We start from the raw sequence: 18,729 nt of genomic DNA on the forward strand, positions 1-18,729 counted from the left end.
CTCCAGGGTCAAGCTCACATTGACGTTACCCGAGCCGGACCAGCGCCCCAGCGAACCTCCTGCCGTCAGGATCGGACGAGGATCAGGCCGTAACCAGCCCAACCTCTTGCCATTGCGCTGCCGATCAGCCCTTCGGCAGCCAGGCCTCCAGCGGGGCATAGCCGTCCCGCGCCAGGCCCTCGCCGCGCGCGGCGAGATCGCTGTCATCCAGCACCAGGCCATGGCCCTCGACATAGCGGTTCATGAAGTTGAACAGGGCCGCGGTGGTGATGGCGTCGTGGAAGCCGCGCTCATCCCATCCGGCGGCGAAAACCGCCTCGGCGTCGGCCCGGACCATGCGCGACGGCGTCAGGGTGAGTTTGCGCAAAAAGCGGAGCAGCGGCTGAAAGCGGGGCTCGGCCGCGGCGCAGGATTCGTCTTCCACGAGGCGGGTCAGCAGCGCCTCGTCGATGCCGAAGGCCTTGGCCGTCGCGGCATGGACGCCGTGGCAATAGTTACAGGCGTTGAGGCCGGACACGAACGCCGCGATCAACTCCCGCTCGCCCGGCGACAGCGGTGACGGTCCCCGTAGAACCGCCGTATGGAAGGCGATCAACAAGCGCGACGCCTCCGGGTTCAGGGTCATGGCGTTGCGGACGGCCGCATCGGGCCCGAGGGAGTGAAAAAAGCTCATCAGTCGGCTCCGGTGCGGTCGAGTTCGTTGCATGTGTCCTGCATGCGTTGCAGGTGATCTGCCGGGCTGTCGGGCGGGCCGTCGTCTGGACGCCTCTCCGGCAGGGTTTCTGTCGAGACCGTGGCGCTCTCGGTCAAGGTGCGATGCACCGGACAACGGTCGGCGATCTCCAGAAGGCGGGCCTGTTGCTCGTCGTCTAGCCCTCGCCCGAACCCGATATAGCGCGTGAAATGATCGGGTGCCGACGCGGTCTTGGCGACATGGCCGACCTCGACGACGACCCGTTCCAGCGGCCATCCCTTGCGGTCGGCATAGAGGCGACAGGTCATCGCCGTACAGGCTCCGAGGCCGGCGCCGAGCAGGTCGTAGGGCGTCGGCCCCGAACCCAGGCCGCCGACGCTGGCCGGCTCGTCGGCGAGGAACCCGCCCGACGCGGTCGTGACCCGGACCTGGAACTTGCCGCCGCCGGTCTCCTCGACACGGAGGCCCTGAAGCGGAGGCGAGACCTCACCCTGGTCGGCGAGGTCGCCGACATATCGGGCGGCCCAGGCGGCGATCACACCCGCCGCATAGTCCGCATCGGCCTTCCGGGTCAGCAGGTGGTTGGCGTCGTCGAGCGAGACGAAGCTCTTGGGATGGCGCGCCGCCTGGAAAATGCCCGACGCATTGTCGATCGAGACGATCTCATCGACGGGCGAGTGCAGGATCAGCAGGGCGCGCTTCAGGCCCGCGATCCGGTCCCGCTGGTTGTGCGAGCGGATGTCCGCGACGAAGTCCGCGCCGAGCTCGAATTCCCGACCGGCGATCGACACCGGCACCCGCCGGCCCGGCGCCACGCCTTCAAGCGCCGGGCCGACATGGGCCAGCACATGTTCGGCGTCGAACGGCGTCCCGATCACGGCCACCGCCGCGACCGCTTCCAGCGCCCCGGCCGCCGCCAGCACCGCGGCCCCGCCGAAGCTGTGCCCGATCAGCAGGCGCGGCGTCCGGCCCGCCGCCTCCATGGCCCGGGCGGCGCAGACCACGTCCTGCACGTCGCCCGACAGCCCCCGCCCGAATTCGCCCTGGCTCTCGCCGAGCCCGGTGAAGTCGAAGCGCAACACGCCGATGCCGTGGTCCGCCAGGGCGCGGCTGACCCGCGTCGCCGCCAGCGAGGTCTTGTCGCAGGTGAAGCAGTGGGCGAACACGGCCCAGGCCCGCACCGGCGCCGGGCCGGTTTCCAGCACGCCCGTCAGCCTGCGCCCGGCGGCGTTGGTGAAGTCGAAGTCCACGGCCGTCATGATCAGCGATACTCCGGGTTCGGATGGTCGAAGCGCTCGCCGTTGTCCCAGTCGCGCTTCTGGTTGCCATGGGCCGGTATGCCGCCGGCGTCCTTCAGCATGCGCGCCATGTGCATCAGGTTCCAGGCCATGAAGGTCGTGTTGCGCTGGGTGAAGTCGTTGTCGAGACCGACCTTGCCGTCGTCGCCGTATGAAGGTCCCGGACCCGCCTCGCCGATCCAGCCGGCGTCCGCCTGCGGCGGGATCACATAGCCCAGATGCTGCAGGGAATAGAGGATGTTCATGGCGCAGTGTTTGACGCCATCCTCATTGCCGGTGACGATGCATCCGCCCACCCGGCCATAGTAAGCCCACTGGCCCTTGTCGTTCAGCTTGCCCGAATAGCCGTACAGCCGCTCGATCACCCGGGTGCAGATCGAGGACTTGTCGCCCAGCCAGATCGGCGTGCCGATGACCAGGATGTCGGCGGCCATCACCTGTTTCTGAACCGCAGGCCAGCCGTCGGTGCTCCAGCCGTGTTCGGTCATGTCGGGCTGGACGCCGGGCGGAATGTCGAGGTCCGCCGCCCAGAGGGTCGAGGTCTTCACCCCCTGCTTCTTCATGATGGCGATGGCGACGTCCATCAGGGTCTGTGTGTGCGATGTCTCGCTCGATCGCTTCAGGCTGGTGTTGATGAACAGGGCGGTGAGATCGTCATAGGCGGTCATGGGCGGCGTCCTTTGGCTGAGGCAGGCGCGCGCGCATGCGCCGGATGAAACCGAGATCGAGGTAACGCTTCAGCTGGAGCGCGGATCGCCCCAGCCACCAGAAGCGCCCGCGCATGGCCAGTCCGCGCCCGTCGCCGAGATCCATGATCGATAACCAGCTTCGCTGGGGCCGGAAGACGCGCAAAGGACGGCCGTCGCCGAGCGCCGCGAGATTGTGCAGCAGGATCGGCGCGGCCCGCACGCCGAAAACGCCCGCGCCCGGTCGGGGCGCTACATCCACGACCGCACAGTCGCCCGCGCCGAAAATGGCGTCGTCCGCAATCGACGCGAGCGTGGGATGAAGGCGCAATCGACCATCGTCCGCGACAGGCAGTCCAAGGGCTCCGATCAAGGCGGGCGGACGCAGGCCGGCGGCCCAGACCAGATGATCGCACGGCAGACGTTGGCCGTCGGCCAGACAGCAATGCCCCGGGTCATGGTCGATCACGGCGCCGCCGACGATCGTCACGCCGCGCCCGGTCAGAACCTGGAGCAATCTGTCGCGCGCTCTGGACGGCCCCCAGGCCGGCGCACCCGCGACCACCAGAAACACGCGGGGACGCAGGCGAAGTCGCTCCATCAGGCCCGTCACCGCCGCCGCGACCTCGAAGCCCGACTGACCGCCGCCCGCGACGACCACGGTCGGCGCCGCGTCGGTCGTTCGCGCCGCCGCTTCCAGCGCCCGACGCAGCTCGAACAATTCCGTCAGCGGTTTCACGGGCCAGAGCATTACGGCCGGCTGCGCATTCCCGGAGCCCGCGACTTCGCTGCCGATGTTGAAGGAGACGGCGTCGAACGTCAGACGTTCGCCGGTGTCCAGAACCAGACGACGGTCCGATCGATCGATTCCGACCACCCGGCCGGGCCTGTAGGCGACGCCACACTCCCGCGCGAGGACCTCGACATCGATCTTCGCCGCCTCTGGCTGCAGCGCGCCAGAGAGGACGCCGGTGGCCAGGCCGGAGTAGTGGAACCACCGGGGTGCGATCAGCACCGGATCGACACCGGCGTCCCGCAGTTGAGCCGACTGACGCACCACATGCAGGTGAGCGTGTCCCGCGCCGACGAGGACCGCCACGCGGCGTTCCGGGGCGCGCGTCATCGCCGCACCGGGCCGTCGAGCTGCGGTCGCCGGAGCCAGGCGGCGCCTCGCCTCACGATCCGCCGGGGGGCGATCGACCGAGCCAGGCATCGAGTGTCAGCAGCGTGTCGTGACGGCGAAGCAGGAACAGGGCGACGCAGGCCGCCAACATGGGCCAGGCGGCGAAGAACAGCAGGTTTTCGAAGGCGTCCAGATACTGCCGCCACGAGGCCAGTGTGGAGATGGCGTGCATGGCCAGGATCGCGCCGTAGGACAGGGTGCGCATCGCGCCGACCAGAAAGGCGATGACAACCACCCCCTGAGCGAGGCCGACCGCCATAAGGATGGCCGGGCCCTGGGCGTCAAACCCGTAGAAGTTGGAGAAGACCGCGCTCGCGTGATCGGGATTGACGATCTTGTCGATCGTCCACATCGCCATGACCAGGCCGACGCCGAGCCTGAGCAAGAGGAGGGCCAGAGCGAGGTGTCGAACCGGAGCGACCATGCGTTCTTCCTGTGACGGCGCGACCTCGCGCAGGCCACCTATTCGGTTTCTTCGCCGGAAGGTTACATCTGAAACCCGGCGGTTCAGTCGGTGGGAAGCTCGCAGGGGAGGTCCAGGTGAACCACGCGTTTGGTCGCATCCTCGGCGTCGTGGGTCACCAGCAGGGCCGGCAGCCCGCGACGACGCAGGGTCTCGAAGGTGAAGGCGCGGATGCGGCCGCGCAGTGTCGGGTCCAGCCGGGAAAAGGGTTCGTCCAGCAGCAGGGCTTCGGGCTCGGCGAGCAGCGCCCGCATCAGGGCGATCCGGGCGCCCTGGCCGCCGGACAGGGTCGCAGGATCCCGCGGTCCATAACCGGCCAGATCGGCCTCCTCGAGGGCCGCCTCGACCCGGCGCCTGCGCGTGGCGCGTGATCCTCCGGCCGGGATCGCGAACGCCAGGTTCTCGGCCACCGACATGTGGGCGAACAGAAGATCATCCTGATAGAGCACGCCGATCCGCCGCCGCTCGATCGGCAGCCCTTCCAGCCGTCGACCGTTGAGCGTCACCGCCCCCACAGCCGTGAACGCCGCGTCGAGCGTCCCGGCGATGTAGGCGATCAGGCTCGATTTTCCGACGCCGCTGGGCCCCGTGATCGTCACGATCTCGCCAGGGCCAATGCTGAGAGGCCCGACCTTGATCAGGGTGCGCTGTCCCAGGGACAGGGTGGCGGTCACCACCAGGCCGGTCCCGGTCGATTCTGTCATGTGCGCAGCCCCTTTCGGTTACGCCCGGCCAGGGCCGCACCGCCCAGGGCGAGGGCCAGGGCGACGAACGGAAGGAGCGCCTGGGTGAAGGCCATGACGCCGGTCTGGCGCCGGTCGCCGCCCGACGCCAGCGCCACCGCCTCGGTGGTCACGGTCTCGACCCGCCCGGCGCCCGCCAGAATCGTCGGCAGATACTGGCCGACGCTGACCGCGAAGCCGATCGCGGCGGCGATCAGCAAAGGCCCGACCAGAAGCGGCGTCTTGACGCGGATCAGCGTTGCAAGCCGGGAATGGCCGAGGGTTCGCGCCGTTCGCGTCAATCTGGGATCGAGCGCCCGGAACGGATCGGCGAGCGCCAGATAGACATAGGGCAGGACGAACAGCAGGTGGGTCCAGGTCACGGCGAAAAGGCCGCCGTCGATGCGCATCGCGCTCCACAGGACCTGAACCCCGAACAGGAAGCCGATCTGCGGCAGGAGCAGCGGCAAATAGATGAATCCGGCCGCGCCGGCACGCCGCTGGCGACCATCCTCGGCCTCAAGACAGGCTATCGCCAGCCCCACCGCAGCCAGGGTCGCGACGACGGCGATCACCAGTGTCCGTCCAACGAGAGCCGTCAGGGGCTCCAGCACCGTCCGCCAGGGTTCAAGGCTCCAGGCCTGCGGCAAGGCGTCCGGCCAGACCCAGCGGGCGCTGAACGACCAGATCAGAAGTCCCAGCGCGCCGAACATCGACACCGCAAGGGCGAGGACGCCGCCGACACCGCCGACAGTCGCCGCCACCCCCTCAGCGAGGCCGGCGCGTCGACCACAGACCCGCCAGTCCCGGCTCAGGATCGAGACAATCCTTTCACCCAGACGCCACAGCCCGATAGCGGCCAGCACAAGGGCTAGCTGCAGCACCGCGCCCGCCGCCGCCTTGAGCTGATCGTCGATCTCGAACGAGGTCGCCCACGACAGGATCAGCGGCGCCAGCGGCGGCGGCGTGGAAGGCCCGAGAATCAGGGCCATGTCCACGACCGACAGGGCGGTCGCCAGCACGGCGTAGATCGGCAGGCGGACCTGGGGATAGACGCGCGGCAGAACCACCAGAAGCCAGGCTCGAACGGGACCGTACCCCAGGGACCGCGCCGTTCGCAGGGCCGACCCGGCCCCGGTCTGGCCGATGGCCGCGACGATCATCAGGAGCAGGAACAGCGTTTCCTTCAGGGTCAGGGCGATCGCCAGGGCCAGGCCGTAGGGATCGTTGATGATCAGCAGGTCGGGCGGCTGGATCCAACCGGTCAGTCCGGGCGACAGGAGCCGCGCCAACCAGCCGCTGGGGGCGGCCAGAAAGGCCAGGCCGATCGCGAAACTCGCATGCGGCAGGGCCAGGGCCGGGGCCAGGACAAGGCGCAGGCGGCGAGCCGCCGGATGGTGATGAAGGCCGGCGGAGAGCCCGAAGGCGATGGCCGCCGCCGCCGCCGTCGCGCCCAGCCCCGTCGTCAGCGAGAGGCGGATCGCGCCCAGCGTCGCGGGATCCTCGAACAGCCGTCGCCAGGGATCCAGCGAGAGGCGATGAAGCCCGAACACCGGGTGAAAGCCCAACGACGGCGCCAGGGCGCCGATGAGCCCGAGCGCGATCGGCGCCAGTAGAACCGTCAGGGTCGTCGGCCAGGCCAGGTCGAAGGCGCTTCGCCTCATGCCCCGTACCGTCGTCTCCAGCCGTCTTCGAGCGGCCTTTGCCAGGATCCGTGGGGCTCCGCCAGGTTGCGCGCCAGGTCCTCAGCCGAGGGAAGCGACGGATGATGACGTCGGTTTCCTGTAAAGGCGGCGCGCGCGTGCGGCTCCAACCGATCGACGGCCAGAACCGTGGCGTCCCCCCACACGGACGGGTCGGCCTTGCGGGCCTGGGCCCCGGGCGAGAGGAGGAAATCCGCGGTCACCAGGGCCGCCGCCCGCGAGGGCGCATTGAAGGGGATGGCGACAAAATGGCTGTTCTGGATCGTGCCGCCGCGAAGGGTGTAGGCCCGCGCGCTGGCCGGCAATCGCCCGGCGATGACGGCGCTGGCCGCCTCGGCCGGATTGAAACCGAAGGCGAGGTCGATCTCCTGGTCCTCCATCAGCCGCATGAAAGTCGGCGCGTCCTGCGGGTAACTCCTTCCGCGACGCCACGCCCAGGGATGCAGGGCGTCGAGATAGCGCCAGAGCGGCGCGGTCACGGCGTCGAAGGATGCTTGTTCCAGCGGACGCGCCAGGAGCGCGGCATCCGCCATCAGGTCGTGCAGGGCCTGTTTGAGGAACGTCGAGCCGACGAAATCGGGCGGAGCCGGGTAGGTGAACCGTCCCGGATTCGCCCGTGTCCAGGCCAACAGCTCCGTCAGGGTTCGCGGCGGGGCGGGAAGGCGTGCGGCGTCATGGAAGAAGGTCAGTTGCGCCAGACCCCAGGGGGCCTCGAATCCCTCGGTGTCGAGCATGAAGTCGCGCACCGTGGCGGGCTTGCCGACCGTATCGACAAGCGTCCAGTTCGGCAGGGCGTCCGCGAACGGCCCGAACAGCAGGCCCGCCCTGCGCGCGGCGGCGAAATTCTCGCCATTGATCCAGACCAGGTCGGTGCGTCCGTCCCGCGATCGCCCCGAGGTCTTGTCGGCGACCAGCTGGTTCAGCAGACCGGCCGTGTCGGCGGCCTTGACGTGCACCAGGCGGATGTCGTGTCGTTCCGCCACCTGCTCCGCCACCCAGGCGATATAGGCGTTGATGCGGGCGTCGCCGCCCCAAGCGTACCAGTGCATGGTCTGGCCGCGGGCCTGATCGAGGATACCCGGCCAATCGCTGACGGACGGCGCATCGTTCGGCGACGGCCGCCCGCAGCCCGCGAGGGATGAGGCCGCCAGAAGAAGGGCGGCTTGTCGCCGGGTCAGTCCAGTCGTCAACGATCTCATTCCTTTCCCGATCGAAGCCCCGGCCCCGGATCGCGTCGTTCGGTCGGCGATATTCGGTCTCGCGCGATCGATGTTACAGTTCCCGCGCGCCGCTGACGCGATCTGCGCTGCGAAAGCCAATCCGCCGGCGCGCCGCCTGCCTTGCTTGATGAAACCTTCAGGCACCTGATGCGAATAGACGCGAACCCCTACCCGGTCGAGGCCGGCGACGCAGGCGGGCGACCATGACACCAGAGGCTGGATGACCCTGATCGAACGACCCGTCGCCTTCGCCGGCTCAGCGCGACCTGACGCTCTGGCGGGGGGGACGGCGGATGATCCCCGGCGTCCCGGCGACGGTCTGGATCGGATCGCCATTGTCATCCCCACCCTCAACGCTGCGCGCACGCTCCCGGCGACGCTGGCGGGGCTGCGATACGCCGCCGAGGTGATCGTGACCGATGGCGGCTCCACCGACGGGTCGGTGGGCGTCGCCGCCCGTGCGGGGGCGACCGTGATCGAGAGCGCCCCCGGCCGCGGCCGCCAACTCGCCCTCGGCGCCCGACGCTCGACGGCGCCCTGGCTCCTGTTCCTTCACGCTGACACCTGTCTGGACGCCCAGGCCTGGTCGGCGCTGACCGCCTATGTGGCGCGCCCTGATGCGGCCGCCCGGGCGGCGGTGTTCCGCCTCCGCCTCGATGACCCCGCTTGGCAGGCCCGGCTTCTGGAATTCGGGGTGAAACTGAGGGTCGCGGCCCTCGCCCTGCCCTATGGCGATCAGGGCCTGCTGATCCATCGCTCCCTCTATGCCGCGGCCGGTGGTTTTTTCCCGCTGCCCTTGATGGAAGACGTCGATCTGGTCCGCAGACTGGGACGACGCCGCCTTTGCCTGCTGGCGGGGTCCGCGGTCACGTCGGCGGAGCGCTGGCGCCGTCGGGGATGGCTTCGCCAGAGCCTGCTAAATCTTCGATGCCTGGCGCTCTTCCTGGTCGGGACGCCGGCGGACAGGATCGCGCGCCTTTATGACCGCTGACCGCACCGGCAAATACCTGGTGATCTTCGCCCGGCGGCCGGCTCTCGGTGTCGGTAAGCGACGACTGGCGCGCGACGTAGGCGATCTGGAGGCGTTGCGCTTCGCCCGGTCTTCTCTCGCCCGGTTGCTCCGGACGCTCGGGCGCGATCCGCGCTGGACCCTGTGGATCGCCACCTCGCCCGATCGACCGACGGAATGGACCCGTCCCTGGCGCGCCGTCGCGCAAGGTCCCGGAGACCTCGGCGAGAAGCTCTCCCGGGTCGTGCGCGCCCTCCCCCCCGGCCCGGTCGTCATCCTGGGCGCGGACACCCCCGATGTCACCCGGGAGGATATTTCGGCGGCCTTCGCCGCCCTGGGTTCGAACGACGCGGTGTTCGGTCCGGCCCAGGACGGCGGCTACTGGCTGATCGGGTTGCGTCGCCGGACCCGCGCGCATCTCCCGTTCACCGATGTGCGATGGTCGACCGGGCACACCCTCGCCGACACCCTGCAAGCGATGAACGGGCGGCCGACGGCGCTTCTGCGGATGCGCGAGGATGTCGATGACGGTCCGTCCCTACGACGGTATCTCGCGTCCCGCTGAACCGCGTCGGCGCGGTGCAAGAACGCAAGGGGCGGATAGCGGCGAGCCGGGCCGGCCAGGCCATGGACGGGGCGCACGAGGTGACACGCCGCTAGAGCGAGGACCGCGCCAGTCTGTCGAGCGCGGCGAGCAGGTCCGCCGCCTGGAACGGCTTGATCACCACAGCCCGGGCGAGCTCGGCATGGACCCGCGCGGCGGCTTCGTCACCGGTCATGAAGATGACGGGTACGCCCCAGCGCGCGTCAAGGACCCGGGCGAGATCGACGCCGGACGCGGGGCCGGACAGGTTGATGTCGACCACGGCGACGTCGAGCTGGTGCAGCGCCGCCGACACCTCGGCGGCCTCCGCGCCATGAAAGGGTCCGATCAGGCGATGCCCGGCCTGCGCCAGGATGTCCATCAGGTCCCGGGCCACATCGTGATCGTCCTCCACCAGCAGGATCGTCAGGCCGCGACCGGCCGTTGAACGCGAACGCGCCGCCGGCCCGGCCGAGAGATCCTCGCACAGGACGGTGCGAACCTCGCGCCAGACCTGATCAGCCGGCCGATCGGACGACAGATCGAAAATCCGGGCGAAAGCAGCCAACTCCGAACGGCGGGCGTCGTCGAGCGGCAGATCGGGATCCATCAGCAGCGGATCGAAGGCATGGCACAGGCGCGCGATATCTTTGGTGTCATAGGGTTTGAAGGGCGCAGGGTCCGCCTCCTCGGTCAGGTCGATCACCACTCTACTCCTGCTCGTATCGGCCCCGTGGTCCTGGCGGCGCGGGACGCGTCCGGGGTCCAGGACACCGCTTTGGTCCCCTTCACGGCGGTGCGGCGATCGCTCCAAGGCTGTGTTGAAGTCATCAGGCCGGAGAGGCAAACCTTCTGGGGCAGATCGCCGCGAGTTTTCGAACCTGCTCCGGTGGCCAGAGCGTCGGGTCCGTAACGACCGCCTGGTCCAGACCGGTGTCGATCGGCGAAGCGGGCCTGTCCCTGGGCAATGCCGCCGCGAGCCGACCGATCAGGCTTCGGGCGGTCTCGGCGTTGCTCTTGAGGATCGCCAGCACGCCGGCGACCTCGACATGGGCCGTCTGGGCCCGCCAGCAATCGTAGTCGGTGACCATACAGACGCTGGCGTACGGCAGTTCGGCCTCGCGCGCGAGCCGCGCCTCGGGCATGGCGGTCATGCCGATCACCGACGCCCCCCAGGACCGATAGAGTTCGCTTTCGGCGCGGGTGGAGAACTGCGGTCCTTCGATCGCGACATAGACGCCGCCTTCCACGGTCGGGGCGCCGGCCGCCCTCGCCGCCGTCGCCGCGAGCGACGACAGGCGCGAGCACACGGGGTCCGCCATCGAGACATGGGCGACCAAGCCGTCGTCAAAGAAAGTCGCCGGTCGTGAAACGGTGCGATCGATGAACTGGTCCGCCACGACAAAGGCGCCGGGCGCCAGGTCTTCCCGCAGGGACCCCACGGCCGAGACCGAAAGAAGGTCGGTGCAACCGGCGCGCTTGAGGGCGTCGATATTGGCGCGGGCGTTGACCGCGCCGGGTGGAATCCGGTGTCCGACCCCGTGACGGGGAAGAAAGACGAGGCGAACCCCGTGCAACTCTCCCGTAACAAGGTCGTCCGACGGTGGGCCCCAGGGCGATGTCGCCCTGATCGTTCTCCGGTGGTTCAGGCCTTCGATCTCATAAAGGCCTGACCCGCCGATCACGCCAAGCACCCAATCCGTCATGCCGCCTCTCCCGGTCATCCGTCCGCGATCGGCCTACTTGGCCAGGACGCGATAGGACAGCCCCAGGACCATGCCGAAGGCGATATGCGATATGATCGAGATCGCGTTGCGCGCCATGGCGAACCACGGAAAGATCGCCGAGAAACCGTAGAAATTGACCACATACAGGCCCAGGCCCACCCCGGCGCCCGCCATCAGGGCCGTCAGCAGACCAAACCGTCGCGCAACGAGGGCGAAGACGCCGCCGATCACGATCGACAGCATGAAATGCACGCCCATGGCGGCCATGACGATCATCAGGTCGAAGGTCGCCGGCGGCGGCAACACCCCCGGACCCATGACGATGGCCGCGATCATCCGGGGCGGCCCCCAGGGGCTCTGACCGGTCATGGCCACCAGGCCCATTTCCATCATCATAAAGGCGGCGCCGGCGATCAGACCGGCCAGCGCCCCGGCTTTCAGATTGGCTCCGCGCGGCGCCTCGGCGTGTGTGTGCGTGCTCATGTCATCCTCCCAGAGACCGTTCGGCCTGTCGCCGAACGAACGCTATTCGCGCCCCGGACAAAGTCGTTACAGACGCCTCGCGCGCCTCGCGTTCCGGACGGACAGGCCCGGGCGCGCGCGACGCGACGGGGTCGCTACAGTCCCAGAACCGCGTCCACGACGGCCTCGAGACTCTCGCCCTCCACGTCCGGAGCCAGAAACGCGCTGGAATAGGGCTGGCCTCGCCGAACGAACCCGGAGGCCAGACCTGCGGACCTGGCGCCGTGGACGTCCCAGCCATGGGTCGCGATCAGAACCATGGCGGCTGGCTGGACGTCGAGCGCGTCGGCGGCTCGACGGTAAACCTCGGCGCAGGGTTTGAACGCTCCGACCTCGTCGGTCGAGAGGACGCGCGCGATCAGAGGTTCAAGGCCGCTTGTCCGCAGAAGGGTCCGGGTGACCGCCGCGGCGCCGTTGGTGAGCGCCACGATGCGCACCCCTTCATCGGCAAGCCGATGCAGCGCCGTCGCCGCGTCCGGATGCGGCTCCAGGATCGCGAAACCCATGAGCACATGCTCGATATCGTTCGGCGTCAACGCCCGACCCCGGCGCGCGCCAAGGGCCCTGAGCGCCTGACCGGCGACCTGGCTGAACGGCGCATAGGCCCCGGTCGCGGCCAGCGCGAAAGTATCGCGCAGCGTCTCGGCGAACCAGAGATCCCGATCCCGGGGCGACATTCCCACGGCCAGAAACCGAACGTCCAGGGACGACAGGGAAAAGGTGGTTTCGATGATGTCGAGCGCGACGGCGCGCGGTCTGGGCATGGACGATCCGGAGTGGGATTACATGACCGGCGATCGCCGGCGGAGCTGTTCGGGGGCCACGGACGGGCCGGGCCCCCGGGTGCGTAGCATGGGGCTAGGCGGCGGGAGCGGTCCAGCGCCAGGCGTCGAAGGCCGGGTCCACCGGCGTGTGGAACAGGTGGTTGGCGTAGTTGCTCAGGGTCTTGACCGCCAGGGCCAGCACGACGTCGAGCATGTGTCGCTCATCATAGCCCGCCGTCTTGAACGCCTCCACCACCGCGTCGGACGGACGACCGCGGCTGACGAACATCGCCTCGGTGAAGACGCTCAGCGCCGCCAGCCTTGCATCGTCGATCGGCGCGTCCACCCTGACTGCCTTGAGCACATCGGCCGGCACCTTGGACATCTTCTCGCCGATCATGCTGTGGGCGGCCATGCAGTAGTCACACCCGTTGGCCCGGCTGATGGTGAGGAAGACCACCTCCTGTTCCGGCGGCGTCAGCGCGGACCCCTTGCGCAGCCGGTCATAGCCGAACAGATAGGTCTCTAGCAGACCGGGCGAATTGGCCATCGCTCCGTACATGTTGGGGACGAAGCCTACCTGGGCCCTGGCTGCCTCCAGGGCCGCGCGGGCCTGGTCGCCGGCGGTCTCGAGCGTTACCAGCGGGGTCTTCATCTTGTAGGTGTCGGTCATGTCGTCTCCTCGGTGATGGGGCCGATTGATCGGAACGATCGTTCAAAACCCGGGTAAATGAAGTCAGGACTCGATTCGTACGGACGCCATCGCCTGATCGATCACGCCGTTCAGCAGATCCGGATCCGGGCGGCTTCGGGCGAGGACGGCCAACCCGATGAGCGAGGCGAGAAGTGCGGCGGCGGCCCGCGCGGAATTCACGCTTTGGGAAATCTCGCCACGGGCCTGGCCGCGGGCGATCATCCGGGCGAAAAAGGCCTGAACCTGTTCCTGGGCGTGAGCCACGATGCGCCCGATCTCGATGTCATGCATCGCCAATTCGAGCGCGGTGTTGGTCAAGAAACATCCCGGGACCAGTCCGGGCTGTCCGAGCCGATCGACGAACACCCTCAACAAGCGCTCGATCGCCTCAAGCGGGGCCGCCTCTCTTTCAAGCTCCACCAGCAGGCCGCCGCGGAACTGAGCGTCATAGGTCCGAAGCGCGCTGATGAAGAGGGTCCGCTTGTCGCCGAAGGTGGCGTAGAGGCTCCCCCTGTGGACGCCGGTGCAATCCACCAGGTCCTGCATGGAGGTGGCTTCAAAGCCATGCGCCCAGAAGGCCTGCATCGCACGGTCCAGTACCTCGGACTGATCGAAAGATTTTTGCCAGGGCATGATTGAGCGGTCTTTGTGTGGTTGTCATATAGCTTCTTGGAACGCTCGTTCAAGATCGGGGAGTATCGATGCCTTAAGCCGACCGCGGCGCACCTCACCAGGCGCATGACAAAGAAGGCTGAACTCGCCGATAGCCCCACCTAAGGGATCGAGCGCCCGAAGCAGGATATTCCGCCGATCCAGGAAGAGAGTCCGAAACTGCTCGCGCGGCTCGTGAGCGAGCGCCGCCCGAACATAGGCCACGAGCGCGGTCCAGGACGTGATGACCGGGCGGCGGCAGGCTTCGGCGCGCGCAAGACGGACCGCAAACTCGCGCAGAAGCGTCAGCTCGGCCCGGAGGGCGGGCCCGGTGCTGGACGCTTGGGCCAGTTCGCCGGGAGCCGCGCCGGCGACGCCGCCGAGGCTCCCGAACCGTTCGAGCAAGGCGGCGGCGAGCCGCGCAGGATCCGTCTCCGGGTCCAATCGCTCCAATATCAGGGCCAGCAAAGTCTGATCGTCCAGCGCCGCATGGACGAGGGTCGGCGACGCGGGGCGGCGCCCGCGCGGTTCGGGGGCCGGCGCCCGGATCAGGGTCGGGGTCGGGGTCGGCCTCATGGCGGTCTCCTTCTCCGCTCCACCACGGAGCGCCCGCCGTCCGGCCTTCCTTTCCCTCCACGCCGGGCTTGTCCCCGTCCAGGCGCCGAGCCACCCTGGGCCGATGAAATGGCTTCTGATCAGCGCCGCGCTCTTGCTGGCCCCGGCCGCCGCAGGGCCGATCCGTGCGAGGGACGGCTGCCCGGACGCGCCGGTGAGCCCTTCGCGGGGCTCGTGCGCTATGTCGGCGACGGCGACAGCCTGTGCCTGGGAAACACCACCGACCCCGCCGCCTGGATCGAAGTGCGGCTTTCGGATTTCGATGCCGCCGAACTGCACAGTTCCATCGGCCGGGCCGACCGCGAGCGCCTGATCCGCGTGGTCGGCCGCCGCCGGCTCGATTGCGTCGCGGTTCGGGGCCGGAACGGCCGGGTCATCGTCGCCCTTGGATTCGGCGCCGGTTCGAAAGCTGGCGAGCCGAGCCCGCCGCACCGGCGTGACGCCGCGCCGCGGAGGCGCCGATTCCTACGGTTTTGGCATCCGTCGATCCCGACCGGCGAGCGCCTCGCTGGCCGCGCGAAGCGACCCGCAGGCCGCCCCCTCCACGATCGATCTGAGATGATAATGAGATTGACTCGCAAGAAGGCCTGTGGTCAGACCGCCGTTCACATTCGCCCGCTTTTGAAGTGCTCCATGTCCCCTCGCCTCCTCACCACCGTCGCGCTCCTGCCGCTGCTGCTGGCCGCTGTTCCCGCCAAGGCGCAGGAAGCCGCGACCCGGGACGCCACGACCCTCGACGAGGTCGTCGTCACCGCTTCGCGGATCGAGACCCCGCGCTCCGCCATCGCCGCCACGGTGGAGATCATCAACGCCGAGGCCATCGTCCAGCAGACGGCCCTGGCCGCCTCGGCCATCGACACGGTGGCGGCCCTGGTGCCGTCGTTCTCGCCGACGCGGCAGAAGCTGTCGGGCTTCGGCGAGACCCTGCGCGGGCGCTCGCCGCTGTATCTGGTGGACGGGGTGCCGCAGTCCACGCCGCTGCGCGACGACAGCCGCGACGGCTACACCATCGATCCCTTCTTCATCGACCGGGTCGAGGTGATCTTCGGCTCCAACGCCATCCAGGGCGTCGGCGCCACCGGCGGGGTGGTCAACTACGTCACCGCCCGCAAGCCCTCCGAGGGCGAAGGACTGACCGGGCGGATGATGGCCCAGGTCACCATCGACGACGAACTGCAGGGCGACGGCGTCGGGGCCAAGATCGCCGCGATCGCCGGGCGCGACTTCGGCGCTTTCGACCTGAGCCTGGGCGCGGCCTTCGAGACCCGCGGGGCCTATTACGACGCCGACGGCCGCCGCATCGGCTTCGACGGCGCCCAGGGGGAGATCCAGGACTCGCAGGCCCTGTCGCTGTTCGCGCGGGCCGGCTGGGACCTGGGCGGCGCGCGCCGGCTGGAAGGCTGGATCAACCGTTTCGATCTCGAGGGCGACGGCGACTATGTCACCGTGGCGGGCAACCGGGCGCTCGGCGTGCCGACGACGGCCGTGCGCGGCGCGGCGCTGGGCTATCAGCCGTCGAACGCGGTGACCTCAGCCGCGATCAGCTATACCGACCGCGACCTGTTCGGCGGCGTGTTCCGAGCCCAGGTCTTCGCCCACGACTATCAGGGCGTCTTCGGCGGCGGCAATTTCGCCGACTTCCAGGACCCCCGCATCGCCCCGGTCGGGACGCTGTTCGACCAGTCGGCGAACAACTCCGAAAAGCTGGGCTTCAAGATCGACTGGCAGGACGAGGTTCCCGGAGTGACGGGGCTGAAGGCTTTGTTCGGCCTCGACGGCCTGCGCGACCAGACCTATCAGGAACTGATCCTGACCGGACGGAACTGGGTGCCGGAGACCGCCTACGAGAGCCTGTCGCCCTTCCTGCAGTTGAACCAGTCGCTGCTGGCCGACCGCCTGAGCCTGTCCGCCGGGGTGCGGCATGAATCCGCCCGGCTGAAGGTCGATGGCTTCCAGACCCTCTACGCCTACGGACCCCAGACCGTGACGGGGGGCGAGCCCGGCTTCGAGGAGACCCTGTTCAATGTCGGCGCCGCCTTCGAGGTCGCGCCCGGCCTGCTGGCCTACGCCTCGTTCGCCCAGGGCTTCACCATGCCCGACGTCGGCCGGGTGCTGCGCGGCATCAACCGTCCCAACCAGGACGTCGATACCTTCCTGAACGTCGAGCCGGTGGTGTCGGACAACACCGAGGTCGGGATCGAGTACAGGGGCGCCCGGTTCGAACTGTCCGCCGCCGTGTTCCGCTCCGAGGCCGAGCGCGGCTCGCTGCTGAACCGCCTGCCCTCGGGCATCTTCGAGGTGCAGCGTCAGGCCACGCGGATCGACGGCCTGGAGCTGAAGGGCCAGTGGCGCGCCACCGACGCCTTCACCGTGGGCGGCAGCTACGCCGCCCTGGACGGCCGGAGCGACAGCAACGGCGACGGCGAACTGGACCGCGACCTGAACGGGGCCAACATCTCGCCCGACCGCCTGCTGCTGTGGGGCGAATACGAGACCGGTCCCCTCGCCCTGCGCCTCCAGGCCCAGACCTTTATCGAGCGCGATTTCGCCGGGGAACCCACCGCCAACGGCTTCGACGGCTATGCGGTGCTGGACGTGGTGGCCCGCTACGAGGCCGGTTCCGGCACGGTGTGGCTGGGGGTGCAGAACCTGCTGGACGAGCAGTACATCTCCTACTTCTCGGACACCCAAGGACCGACCGACAATCTGCGCTATTTCGCCGGGCGCGGGCGGACAGCGACCCTGACGCTGACGCGCAGCTTCTGACCGCATGATGGGCGCGCTCCGCACGCTGCACGCCTGGGCCGGGACCGCGCTCGCGGTCCTGGCCGTGGTGTTCGGCCTGACCGGATCGTTGCTGGTGTTCGAGGACGACTGGATCCGCGCCACCGTCCCCGCCGCCCGCGCGGAGGTCGATCTCGATCCCTCCCGCCTGGGCGCGGCGCTGAACCGGCTGGAGACGGCCGAACCCGGACTGACCTCGGTGGTCCTGCCGGGCGGGGCGGTCGGGGCCCACCGGCTCTATCTGGCCGACGAGGGCTTCGGCTACGCCGACGCCGACGGCGCCGTGGTCGACCGCTGGCGGGGCGCGGCGCGGGCCGAGACCTGGGTCTTCGACCTGCACCACGAACTGCTGGCCGGCCACACCGGCAAGCTGGTCGCCGGCGGCGCCGGCCTCGCCCTGGTGCTGATGATCCTGACCGGCCTGATCGTCTGGATCCCCACCTGGCGCGCCTCGGGCTGGCGGGTCTGGCCTCGCTCCGGAGCCCGGCGCGAGCTGATCGGCAGTCACCGCAACCTCGGCCTGATCTTCGCGCTTCCACTGATCGTCTTTAGCCTGACCGGCGCGGCCATCGTCTTTCACGGCACGACCCAGGCCCTCTTGGGCGGCGCGCCCAAACCGCTGACGCCGGTCGTCGGGACAGGCGATGTCGACTGGGTCCGCGCCCTGACGGCGGCGCAGGCCCGTTTCCCCGAAGCGACCCTGCGTATGGCCAGCCGTCCCGCCGCGCCGGGCAAGCCGGCCACGATCCGGCTGAGGCAGCCGGGCGAGTGGCATCCCAACGGCCGCACCACGGCGACCATAGACCCGGCCACCAGCCAGGTGGTCGCAACCTCGGACGCCCACGCCCTGCCGACCGGCATTCGCGCCTACCACGCCTTCTATCCGCTGCACGCCAGTTCGGTCGGCGGCTGGCTCTACGACTGGGTGACGGCGCTCAGCGGCCTGGCCATGGCCGCGCTGGGCGTAGTCGGAGCCTGGGCCTTCCTCGCCAAGCCGCGGAGCCGGTCGCGGCGGTCAGCATCGACCCGCTGACCAGCACGCGGCCCATGCCGCTGCCGCCTCGCCGCTCGCAGGCCCCCCCGCACTGACCGCCCCTGAACGACCGCGCACATCTAAAACGTCAAGGAACGGCGGGCCTCCCACGGCGTTCCTCGTGCGGTCCGCGAGCAACTGCGAGCCGTTTCTGCTGGGCCCCGCCGTGAGACGTCACGGCGGGGCTTTCCGTCAGACGCCGAACGCAGGACGAGTGAGGGGGCAGCGAAACGGCATCGTCGACGGGCCGGACTGTACGATCTCGTCGCGCTCATCCAGGAGCCGAAAGTCCAAACCGTTCGCCGCCCGAATCCCCAAGCGCCCCCGCCCCCTAGAGGCGCGCGGACCCTTTAACCGACCAGGATCTATCGTTGGCGA

Annotated in this window: 19 protein-coding genes; 4 read left to right on the forward strand and 15 right to left on the reverse strand. The window is 69.1% G+C overall.

Annotated features, from left to right (window positions below; all coding sequences use genetic code 11):
* Positions 1-124 precede the first annotated feature (124 nt).
* From ACTIEW_RS11150 to ACTIEW_RS11185, 8 genes are all read right to left on the reverse strand, one after another.
* Positions 125-673, reverse strand: coding sequence for a carboxymuconolactone decarboxylase family protein (locus ACTIEW_RS11150; protein WP_439477973.1), 549 nt, complete (start codon positions 671-673; stop codon positions 125-127).
* On the reverse strand, positions 673-1,953 hold the full coding sequence (locus tag ACTIEW_RS11155; protein WP_439477974.1) for a bifunctional alpha/beta hydrolase/OsmC family protein: 1,281 nt from the start codon (positions 1,951-1,953) through the stop codon (positions 673-675). Before ACTIEW_RS11155 ends, ACTIEW_RS11150 begins: the two co-directional genes overlap by 1 nt.
* Positions 1,954-1,955: 2 nt before the next feature.
* The gene (locus ACTIEW_RS11160; RefSeq protein WP_439477975.1) at positions 1,956-2,660 is read right to left on the reverse strand and encodes a flavodoxin family protein; all 705 of its coding nucleotides are present in this window, start codon (positions 2,658-2,660) and stop codon (positions 1,956-1,958) included.
* Positions 2,647-3,777: an NAD(P)/FAD-dependent oxidoreductase gene (locus ACTIEW_RS11165; RefSeq protein ID WP_439477976.1), complete on the reverse strand. Its 1,131-nt coding sequence runs from the start codon at positions 3,775-3,777 to the stop codon at positions 2,647-2,649. Before ACTIEW_RS11165 ends, ACTIEW_RS11160 begins: the two co-directional genes overlap by 14 nt.
* Positions 3,778-3,853: 76 nt before the next feature.
* Positions 3,854-4,285: a hypothetical protein gene (locus ACTIEW_RS11170; protein WP_439477977.1), complete on the reverse strand. Its 432-nt coding sequence runs from the start codon at positions 4,283-4,285 to the stop codon at positions 3,854-3,856.
* 83 nt (positions 4,286-4,368) lie between these two features.
* Positions 4,369-5,028, reverse strand: coding sequence for an ATP-binding cassette domain-containing protein (locus tag ACTIEW_RS11175; RefSeq protein WP_439477978.1), 660 nt, complete (start codon positions 5,026-5,028; stop codon positions 4,369-4,371).
* Positions 5,025-6,710 carry an ABC transporter permease gene (locus tag ACTIEW_RS11180; RefSeq protein WP_439477979.1) on the reverse strand — a complete coding sequence of 562 codons (1,686 nt, stop codon included), beginning with the start codon at positions 6,708-6,710 and terminating at the stop codon, positions 5,025-5,027. The genes ACTIEW_RS11175 and ACTIEW_RS11180 overlap by 4 nt, the downstream gene beginning before the upstream one ends.
* Positions 6,707-7,939, reverse strand: coding sequence for an ABC transporter substrate-binding protein (locus ACTIEW_RS11185; RefSeq protein WP_439477980.1), 1,233 nt, complete (start codon positions 7,937-7,939; stop codon positions 6,707-6,709). Before ACTIEW_RS11185 ends, ACTIEW_RS11180 begins: the two co-directional genes overlap by 4 nt.
* Positions 7,940-8,189: 250 nt before the next feature.
* Here ACTIEW_RS11185 and ACTIEW_RS11190 point away from each other — a divergent pair, with 250 nt between their 5' ends.
* Positions 8,190-8,960 (forward strand): TIGR04283 family arsenosugar biosynthesis glycosyltransferase, encoded by a 771-nt coding sequence (locus ACTIEW_RS11190; protein WP_439477981.1) that lies wholly within the window; start codon positions 8,190-8,192, stop codon positions 8,958-8,960.
* A complete protein-coding gene (locus ACTIEW_RS11195; protein WP_439477982.1) occupies positions 8,950-9,543 on the forward strand; it encodes a TIGR04282 family arsenosugar biosynthesis glycosyltransferase in 594 nt (197 codons plus the stop codon). Before ACTIEW_RS11190 ends, ACTIEW_RS11195 begins: the two co-directional genes overlap by 11 nt.
* 91 nt (positions 9,544-9,634) lie before the next feature.
* Here ACTIEW_RS11195 and ACTIEW_RS11200 read toward each other — a convergent pair whose 3' ends face one another.
* From ACTIEW_RS11200 to ACTIEW_RS11230, 7 genes are all read right to left on the reverse strand, one after another.
* The gene (locus ACTIEW_RS11200; RefSeq protein WP_439477983.1) at positions 9,635-10,267 is read right to left on the reverse strand and encodes a response regulator; all 633 of its coding nucleotides are present in this window, start codon (positions 10,265-10,267) and stop codon (positions 9,635-9,637) included.
* 124 nt (positions 10,268-10,391) lie between these two features.
* The gene (gene mtnP / locus ACTIEW_RS11205) at positions 10,392-11,267 is read right to left on the reverse strand and encodes an S-methyl-5'-thioadenosine phosphorylase (protein WP_439477984.1); all 876 of its coding nucleotides are present in this window, start codon (positions 11,265-11,267) and stop codon (positions 10,392-10,394) included.
* Positions 11,268-11,300: 33 nt separating this feature from the next.
* Positions 11,301-11,771, reverse strand: coding sequence for a hypothetical protein (locus tag ACTIEW_RS11210; protein WP_439477985.1), 471 nt, complete (start codon positions 11,769-11,771; stop codon positions 11,301-11,303).
* Between the two features lie 134 nt (positions 11,772-11,905).
* On the reverse strand, positions 11,906-12,574 hold the full coding sequence (locus ACTIEW_RS11215) for a haloacid dehalogenase type II (RefSeq protein ID WP_439477986.1): 669 nt from the start codon (positions 12,572-12,574) through the stop codon (positions 11,906-11,908).
* A gap of 94 nt (positions 12,575-12,668) precedes the next feature.
* Positions 12,669-13,247, reverse strand: coding sequence for a carboxymuconolactone decarboxylase family protein (locus ACTIEW_RS11220; protein WP_439477987.1), 579 nt, complete (start codon positions 13,245-13,247; stop codon positions 12,669-12,671).
* A 63-nt stretch (positions 13,248-13,310) separates the two neighbouring features.
* Positions 13,311-13,901 carry a TetR/AcrR family transcriptional regulator gene (locus tag ACTIEW_RS11225; RefSeq protein ID WP_439477988.1) on the reverse strand — a complete coding sequence of 197 codons (591 nt, stop codon included), beginning with the start codon at positions 13,899-13,901 and terminating at the stop codon, positions 13,311-13,313.
* Positions 13,902-13,925: 24 nt separating this feature from the next.
* Positions 13,926-14,966, reverse strand: coding sequence for a hypothetical protein (locus tag ACTIEW_RS11230; protein WP_439477989.1), 1,041 nt, complete (start codon positions 14,964-14,966; stop codon positions 13,926-13,928).
* 201 nt (positions 14,967-15,167) lie between these two features.
* On the opposite strand from ACTIEW_RS11230, the gene ACTIEW_RS11235 reads away from it, so the two are divergent.
* Together ACTIEW_RS11235 and ACTIEW_RS11240 are read left to right on the forward strand one after the other, a co-directional pair.
* Positions 15,168-17,300: a TonB-dependent receptor gene (locus tag ACTIEW_RS11235; RefSeq protein ID WP_439477990.1), complete on the forward strand. Its 2,133-nt coding sequence runs from the start codon at positions 15,168-15,170 to the stop codon at positions 17,298-17,300.
* 4 nt (positions 17,301-17,304) lie between these two features.
* The gene (locus ACTIEW_RS11240) at positions 17,305-18,351 is read left to right on the forward strand and encodes a PepSY-associated TM helix domain-containing protein (protein ID WP_439477991.1); all 1,047 of its coding nucleotides are present in this window, start codon (positions 17,305-17,307) and stop codon (positions 18,349-18,351) included.
* Positions 18,352-18,729: the final 378 nt, after the last annotated feature.

It is taken from the genome of Brevundimonas sp. (assembly GCF_051860745.1).
Taxonomy (GTDB): Bacteria; Pseudomonadota; Alphaproteobacteria; order Caulobacterales; family Caulobacteraceae; genus Brevundimonas.

What these genes read in the sequence shown, in the direction of transcription:
- ACTIEW_RS11195 (WP_439477982.1), top strand. Translation starts at nt 8,950, where the DNA reads ATGACCGCTGACCGCACCGGCAAATACCTGGTGATCTTCGCCCGGCGG.
- ACTIEW_RS11220 (WP_439477987.1), bottom strand. Translation starts at nt 13,247, where the DNA reads ATGACCGACACCTACAAGATGAAGACCCCGCTGGTAACGCTCGAGACC.
- ACTIEW_RS11190 (WP_439477981.1), top strand. Translation starts at nt 8,190, where the DNA reads ATGACCCTGATCGAACGACCCGTCGCCTTCGCCGGCTCAGCGCGACCT.
- ACTIEW_RS11235 (WP_439477990.1), top strand. Translation starts at nt 15,168, where the DNA reads ATGTCCCCTCGCCTCCTCACCACCGTCGCGCTCCTGCCGCTGCTGCTG.
- ACTIEW_RS11225 (WP_439477988.1), bottom strand. Translation starts at nt 13,901, where the DNA reads ATGCCCTGGCAAAAATCTTTCGATCAGTCCGAGGTACTGGACCGTGCG.
- ACTIEW_RS11160 (WP_439477975.1), bottom strand. Translation starts at nt 2,660, where the DNA reads ATGACCGCCTATGACGATCTCACCGCCCTGTTCATCAACACCAGCCTG.
- ACTIEW_RS11175 (WP_439477978.1), bottom strand. Translation starts at nt 5,028, where the DNA reads ATGACAGAATCGACCGGGACCGGCCTGGTGGTGACCGCCACCCTGTCC.
- mtnP (WP_439477984.1), bottom strand. Translation starts at nt 11,267, where the DNA reads ATGACGGATTGGGTGCTTGGCGTGATCGGCGGGTCAGGCCTTTATGAG.
- ACTIEW_RS11210 (WP_439477985.1), bottom strand. Translation starts at nt 11,771, where the DNA reads ATGAGCACGCACACACACGCCGAGGCGCCGCGCGGAGCCAATCTGAAA.
- ACTIEW_RS11150 (WP_439477973.1), bottom strand. Translation starts at nt 673, where the DNA reads ATGAGCTTTTTTCACTCCCTCGGGCCCGATGCGGCCGTCCGCAACGCC.
- ACTIEW_RS11240 (WP_439477991.1), top strand. Translation starts at nt 17,305, where the DNA reads ATGATGGGCGCGCTCCGCACGCTGCACGCCTGGGCCGGGACCGCGCTC.
- ACTIEW_RS11170 (WP_439477977.1), bottom strand. Translation starts at nt 4,285, where the DNA reads ATGGTCGCTCCGGTTCGACACCTCGCTCTGGCCCTCCTCTTGCTCAGG.
- ACTIEW_RS11180 (WP_439477979.1), bottom strand. Translation starts at nt 6,710, where the DNA reads ATGAGGCGAAGCGCCTTCGACCTGGCCTGGCCGACGACCCTGACGGTT.
- ACTIEW_RS11155 (WP_439477974.1), bottom strand. Translation starts at nt 1,953, where the DNA reads ATGACGGCCGTGGACTTCGACTTCACCAACGCCGCCGGGCGCAGGCTG.
- ACTIEW_RS11215 (WP_439477986.1), bottom strand. Translation starts at nt 12,574, where the DNA reads ATGCCCAGACCGCGCGCCGTCGCGCTCGACATCATCGAAACCACCTTT.